The 6,172-nt window shown below is 44.4% G+C and carries 5 protein-coding genes and 1 pseudogene; 1 reads left to right on the forward strand and 5 read right to left on the reverse strand.

The window, feature by feature from the left end; translation table 11 throughout:
- Both BM265_RS19120 and BM265_RS20850 read right to left on the reverse strand, forming a co-directional pair.
- Positions 1 to 212 (reverse strand): annotated as a pseudogene (locus tag BM265_RS19120) (IS110 family transposase); the annotation flags it as partial.
- Between the two features lie 223 nt (positions 213 to 435).
- Positions 436 to 1,452 (reverse strand): GmrSD restriction endonuclease domain-containing protein, encoded by a 1,017-nt coding sequence (locus BM265_RS20850; protein WP_347500960.1) that lies wholly within the window; start codon positions 1,450 to 1,452, stop codon positions 436 to 438.
- Positions 1,453 to 1,533: 81 nt separating this feature from the next.
- On the opposite strand from BM265_RS20850, the gene BM265_RS20315 reads away from it, so the two are divergent.
- The gene (locus BM265_RS20315) at positions 1,534 to 1,686 is read left to right on the forward strand and encodes a hypothetical protein (protein WP_177219652.1); all 153 of its coding nucleotides are present in this window, start codon (positions 1,534 to 1,536) and stop codon (positions 1,684 to 1,686) included.
- Between the two features lie 180 nt (positions 1,687 to 1,866).
- On the opposite strand, the gene guaA is transcribed toward BM265_RS20315, so the two are convergent.
- The 3 genes from guaA to BM265_RS19145 form a co-directional block, all read right to left on the reverse strand.
- Positions 1,867 to 3,408, reverse strand: coding sequence for a glutamine-hydrolyzing GMP synthase (gene guaA, locus BM265_RS19135; protein ID WP_074963514.1), 1,542 nt, complete (start codon positions 3,406 to 3,408; stop codon positions 1,867 to 1,869).
- Between the two features lie 184 nt (positions 3,409 to 3,592).
- Entirely contained in the window at positions 3,593 to 5,011 is a 1,419-nt protein-coding gene (locus BM265_RS19140) for a PASTA domain-containing protein (RefSeq protein WP_074963515.1), read from the reverse strand.
- Positions 5,012 to 5,016: 5 nt separating this feature from the next.
- Complete coding sequence (locus BM265_RS19145; protein ID WP_074963516.1) at positions 5,017 to 5,499, reverse strand: RNA polymerase sigma factor; 483 nt, start codon at positions 5,497 to 5,499, stop codon at positions 5,017 to 5,019.
- Positions 5,500 to 6,172 lie beyond the last annotated feature (673 nt).

Here is a 6,172-nt window from a genome sequence, read left to right on the forward strand (position 1 = left end):
TCTTTTCCGCTCTTTTCCATGATCCCGGTGATCCATTCAAAAAAGCCTGCGAATCCTTCTGCGTCATTTGTGAACACATAGGCCTTCTTTGAATACTCCATCCCTCTCCAGTCAAATGCTCTGGCATAGTGCTTTTCGCTGCCTACATCGATCCCGACAATTATTTTTTCTTCTCCTACTTGCAAAATCTTTTCATTTTGTGTATAATACATATAGAGGACACCTTTCTGTAGTTTGTATTACTAACTTTCGCATCGTCAGTATTTACATTCTACACTGAGGTGTTCTTTTTTGCAACCCCTTGATTTGTTTGGTTACAGGAAGCTCCATTCAAAAAAGAAAATAAAAATCCCCTGAACCAACACGATTATCCAGCATATCTACATTATACCACGATACCCGTATTATTTCAAGGGAATTCGCCTATATATTCTATTATTCCTGCCCCGACTTCTTCAAATTACAATCCCTGCAAAGCATCTGCAAATTCTCCGGAACGGTTTTGCCGCCTGCGTTCCAGGGCTTGATATGATCGGCGTGCATTTTCTCGAAATCAAAGTGCTGACCGCAGATTGGACAGATACCCTGCTGCTGTTCGTAGGCTGTGCGGGCATCTTCCTCATCAAATTGACGCAGGCTCAGATATTTTTCTTTTCCTGTCAGCAGATATTCATATATACCGCTGTTCTTGGTGACTTCCTTGTCTGCCATGAGAGCGGTTATTTTTGTCTCCAATGCCGCAGGATCAAGTACATCGCTCTTGTGCTCATGATAGAGCCTTCCCCAATCCAATCCCTTCATCTCTTTACGCCACTTCGGGAAAATGGTATTCACCCAGTTAATGATGGTCTGGAAATACATCCACAGCGGAGCAGCGGTGCTATCGTGTTGATGCTCGGACATATAGAGGTCAACAGACTTGCCCTCCGGCAGCGCAATCCACTCGATAGCGGTTTCAAGGTATTCCTGGCGGATCATCTTGCCCGATAGGAGCTTATCTCCGATCTTGACAGCAGCACAGCCATTCTTGCTGAAATATCTCTTTGCATCCGACACCCAAGAACCGGAGTATACGGCATTGCGAAGTTCTTGGTCGGAGAGCTGCACACCTGCAATATTGATCGTTCTGAACCAGTCGAGCTTCTCCTTGTCGTTGCCTGTGCAGATGTAGATCATGAGCTTGTAGTTGAGTATCTGATTCTGTTCCGTTGCGGTCAGGCTGTGAAAATAGCGGTTGCCAATGGAGAAATCTCCGCTCACATACTGACACAGGCTGATCGTGCGCTGTTGTCCGTCCAATAGCTCAAATGTACCGTCATCAGTCGCACACCAGTACATAACATTCAGCGGAAAGCCTTTCATAACAGTATCAAGAACGGCATCTCGTTCCTTCTGCCCATAGACAAACTCACGCTGAAAAGCAGGACGGATACGCTGTTTGCGCTTGAAGATTTATACGGTTTCAAGATTGATCGCCTGGACGATGAAATATGTATCCGCATCAACAGGCAGAACGGCTCGACCTTTGCGAAAATGACAGGTCTGCTCGAACCGTGGGAAGAGATGGCTCAGAAGTACCGCAATGGAGAAATCACCCGTGAGGAGTATGACCAGTGGAGATACAGGTATCCGAGGTCGGAAGCGGAGCGGAATGAAGCTGCACGCAGAGCAGTGAAAGAAAAATAACAAATCTGAATAAAACAAAAAGAGCTACCCGATTCGTAAATGAATCAGATAGCTCTTATCTTTTAAGACAGAAAATTTATTACTGTTGCCGATAATCGAGAATTGTTGCCAAAACGTTGCCACTGTTATTGATGTAATGGCGTAATCAACGTATTTACGCTGTTTGTGGACGGATTTGTATTATTCCCACTCAATAGTAGCAGGCGGCTTTGTAGTGATATCATAGCAAACGCGGTTGATGTTCTTTACCTCGTTAACTATTCGTCTCGAAGCAGCCTCAAGTACCTCGTAGGGGATACGGCTGAACTCGGCTGTCATGAAATCGGTAGTCTCAACAGCTCTCAGCGCCAGGGTGTAATCGTATGTACGGAAATCGCCCATAACACCAACAGAACGGTTGTTGGTCAGTACTGCAAAATACTGGTTTATGCTTCTGTCAAGACCTGCCTTTGCGATCTCCTCACGGAATATCCAGTCAGCGTCCTGAAGAATCTCCAGCTTGTCATCGGTTATCTCGCCGATGATTCTTATAGCAAGTCCGGGACCGGGGAAAGGCTGTCTCCATACCAGTGTCTCGCTGAGACCCAGTTCCTGACCAAGCTTTCTTGTCTCGTCCTTGAAAAGCATTCTCAGGGGCTCGATGATCTCCTTGAAATCAACGTGATCGGGAAGTCCGCCAACATTGTGGTGACTCTTGATCACAGCCGCATCACCAGCACCGCTCTCAATAACATCGGGATAAATGGTGCCCTGCGCCAGAAAATCAACATGACCTATCTTCTTGGCTTCCGCCTCAAAAACTCTGATGAATTCCTCACCGATGGTCTTGCGCTTTGTCTCGGGGTCGGATACTCCTCTCAGCTTGCCCATGAACTGTTCTTTAGCATTCACGCGGACAAAATTGATGTCCCAGTCCTTGAAAGCAGCCTCAACTTCATCGCCCTCGTTCTTTCTCATGAAACCGTGGTCAACGAATATGCAGGTGAGCTGTCTGCCGATAGCCTTTGAAAGCAGTGCAGCCAGAACAGAGCTGTCAACACCGCCCGAAAGTGCCAGCAGTACCTTGCCGCTGCCGACTTTCTCGCGTATCTCCTTGATAGACTTTTCAGCGTAGTTCTCCATAGTCCAGTCGCCTGTGCAGCAGCATACATCCTTAAGGAAGCTGTCCAGCATCTTAACACCGAACTGAGTATGATTAACTTCGGGGTGGAACTGTACTGCATACAGCTTCTTTTCCTCGTTGTACATAGCAGAACAGGGGCAGTTAGAAGTGTGCGCCGCAACACTGAATCCCTCGGGTACTGCGGATATGAAGTCAGTATGGCTCATCCAGCTTATTGCACTTTCGGGTATCTCAGCATCAGCAAAAAGAGCACATTTCTTGTCGTAGAAAGTCTCAGTCTTTCCGTATTCCGATACCTTGCAGGTCTCAACCTTTCCGCCCAGAACATGAGCCATAAGCTGTGAACCGTAGCATATGCCCAGCACGGGGATGCCCAGCTCAAAGATCTCCTTCGGAACGCTGGGTGCATCTTCACCGTAAACGCTCTGAGGGCCACCGGTGAAGATAATTCCCTTCGGCGAGAGCTTTTTTATTTCATCTATGCCTATCTTGTTGTACGGCTTGACCTCGCAGTAAACGTTACATTCACGCACACGTCTTGCGATGAGCTGATTGTACTGTCCGCCGAAGTCAAGTATGAGAACATATTCATTGGTCATAGCGCAAACCTCTTTCCTGAAAAAATATAATTTATTATAACACAACCACCTAACATTTGCAAGTGGTATAATGTTAATTTTTTAAAATGCCGTTCACAGCTGATAGGCATATTTTGCCGATACAGCAAAATGGGAGCCGTGATATTTTTACGGCTCCCGCTTTATAATACTTAACGTTTACAGTTTATTCTTCCGCTGTATCGGATTCTGCTGTCTCTCCTGAGGTTTCGCCCTGTCCATTGCTGACATATACTGTCACATATCGTCCTAATACGCTTTCTTTTCCTGCCTCGGGTTCGGTAGATATAACAATACCCTCGGGGACTGTATTAGAGTATTGTTTGCGTGGAGCAGGGAAAAGTCCCAACAATTCCAGTTCATCAAAGGCTTCGTGATATTCTTTTCCTGTCACATCGGGAACAATCACTGTCATTTCGTAAGGTTTGTTCTCATCGGGATAAACATAGCGCTCGGTCTTCGGGTTATTGGTGTAATCATTTTTATCCGTGAATACCTCAATATAAACCTTTTCTACACCGTTAACATTACCGTTGCTGTCATGAGTGAATTTAATAACAAAATTATTACCGTCTTTTTGCAGCTGTGAAGTCATGCTGCCATCGTTCAGAAGAGCCTTCGCAAATCTCATTTTATCGTTTTCTTCAATATCTGCTCTTACATAATCATCAGTCATATAAAGGTACTCTTTATCAACGGCAGTCATGTTTACATCGTCTATGGTGAATTTTTCGCCGTTTTCATTATAGTATTTTATAGCTTCTTCGGCTTCTTCATACAGTTTTTTTGCACAAGAACTTTCATAGCTGAATCTTTTGGTGATGCCGTTTTCTGTTATACCGCCATTATGACCGTATTCGGGATATGTGCAGAAGCTTTTGTGTGCTGAGTCAAGGTAGATATACGCATAGTTTATATCCACGACTTTCGTACCGCTTTCATCGAATATGAAATCTACAGCATAATCATAATCTGCAAAATATTCATCTAAGCCACCTAAATTCCTGTCCATTGCAGCAGCAAATTCCAGCGCAGAGCATTTTCCGTCTTCATGCACTATATCAGCGTTTCGTGACTGTCTGACCATTTCGGATGTTATCATCTTTTCCTCCCCGAGAACAAGTTCATTTCCTGTATCGTCAAGCATTTCGTAATATGCTTCATATGCTGCGTTGTATATAGTTTTTACATTTCCGCGAATTGTTTCATCCGCATCTTCGATATAACCCTCTTGTGACGGATATTCCTCTTTCACCTGACCTTCGCGGCTGTCTTCTACCTGACCTGCGGGTGAAACATCTATGCGCTCTGCTTTTTTCTCGTAAACTTCACTTGCAAGCTTCATACCTACTGTGAGCATAAGCGCCGCAGCAGCTGCGATGATCGCTCCGTTTCTCCACTTTCTGCTGATCTTGACTTTTCCGCTGTTTCCGTTTATCTTTGTATCATTCATTCTGATGCCCTCCGTTTTATAGGTTCTGCTTTCCGCATACTGAGGATATCGCTCACCGAGCGCAGCTTTAAGCTCGGCTTTTTTATCTTCGGAAAGCTTTGTCTTGCCGTACATATTTTTAATTGCGCTCAAATTGCTCACTCCTCTCTGTAGTCCGAAAGCACGTCCCTGAGTCTGTCACGCGCCCTTTTCAGCCGCGAGACCACAGTCCCTTTCGGCAGACTCAGTATCCGCGCTATCTCCTCTGTTTTGTACTCCTCATAATAGTAAAGATAAACGATGGGTCTGTATTTTTCGGGAAGATTGTCCACCGCTCGTTTAACATCAAGCTCAGCTTCCGTCCAACCGAATTCGGTTTTATGTACGTCCTCCAGTGCAGCAGTACGCTTCCACCTGAAAGATTTTCTTATGTCCTTGCATCGATTGATAGCCGTGCGCAGTAGCCACGCTTTAAGGTGCTCAGACGTATCGATATCAAGATCTTCGCAAACCGAAAAATACTTCATCAGCACATCGCTGACTACGTCCTCAGCTTCGTGTGTATCACCTAGATACGCATAAGCCGCTCGGTAGATGTGGTCGGCATAATTATCCACCACATCTTCAATGTTCATCGTCATCTTTTCACCTCCTCGCGAGCAGTAATGAAAGCTTTCACCTATAAAACGAATAGCATCAGTGTTTGATTGCATAAATTAGAAAAAATTTTTTTCAGAACCTAACAGCTCATGCTGCAGGGGAGTCACGTCCGCCCAAAACAAAAAGCATACGCTGTACACAGTACTGCCTTCATTGAAAGTCTAACCGTATCCGATGATCGTTCAACGATCCCCTACACCATGTTTGCAAGGTGTTGTATCGGCATTAATTATATCACATTATAATTTCATTATCAAGAAAAATAATAGCGTTTATTGTCAGCTGATTTGGCTTAACAAAAACCGTTTATCATTTGATGGTTCTTCTATTATATATAGAAGAAGCGAAAAAAAAGAAGGGGCTGTTGCAGCCCCAACAAAGAAAAAGAGCCTGGCACAGTGCCAAGCTCTTCTTTTTGTGGTATAATATAATTGCAAAAACCATTAAACCAACGAAAGGATTGTACCACAAAAATGAGAAATTGTCAAGTGCGTCTTAACATGAATTATGAGATCTACATCGAAGAAAGCTCAACTGTCAGAGTATTGAGCAATGTTATAGATGAGATCTATCAAAAAGAAGAATACACGATAGTAAGCAAGTGGAATGGCGCCATACCCGAGGATATCATGATGAAGATACTCATCTACGGCT

It is taken from the genome of Hominimerdicola alba, from assembly GCF_900112155.1.
Lineage (GTDB): Bacteria > Bacillota > Clostridia > Oscillospirales > Ruminococcaceae > Hominimerdicola > Hominimerdicola alba_D.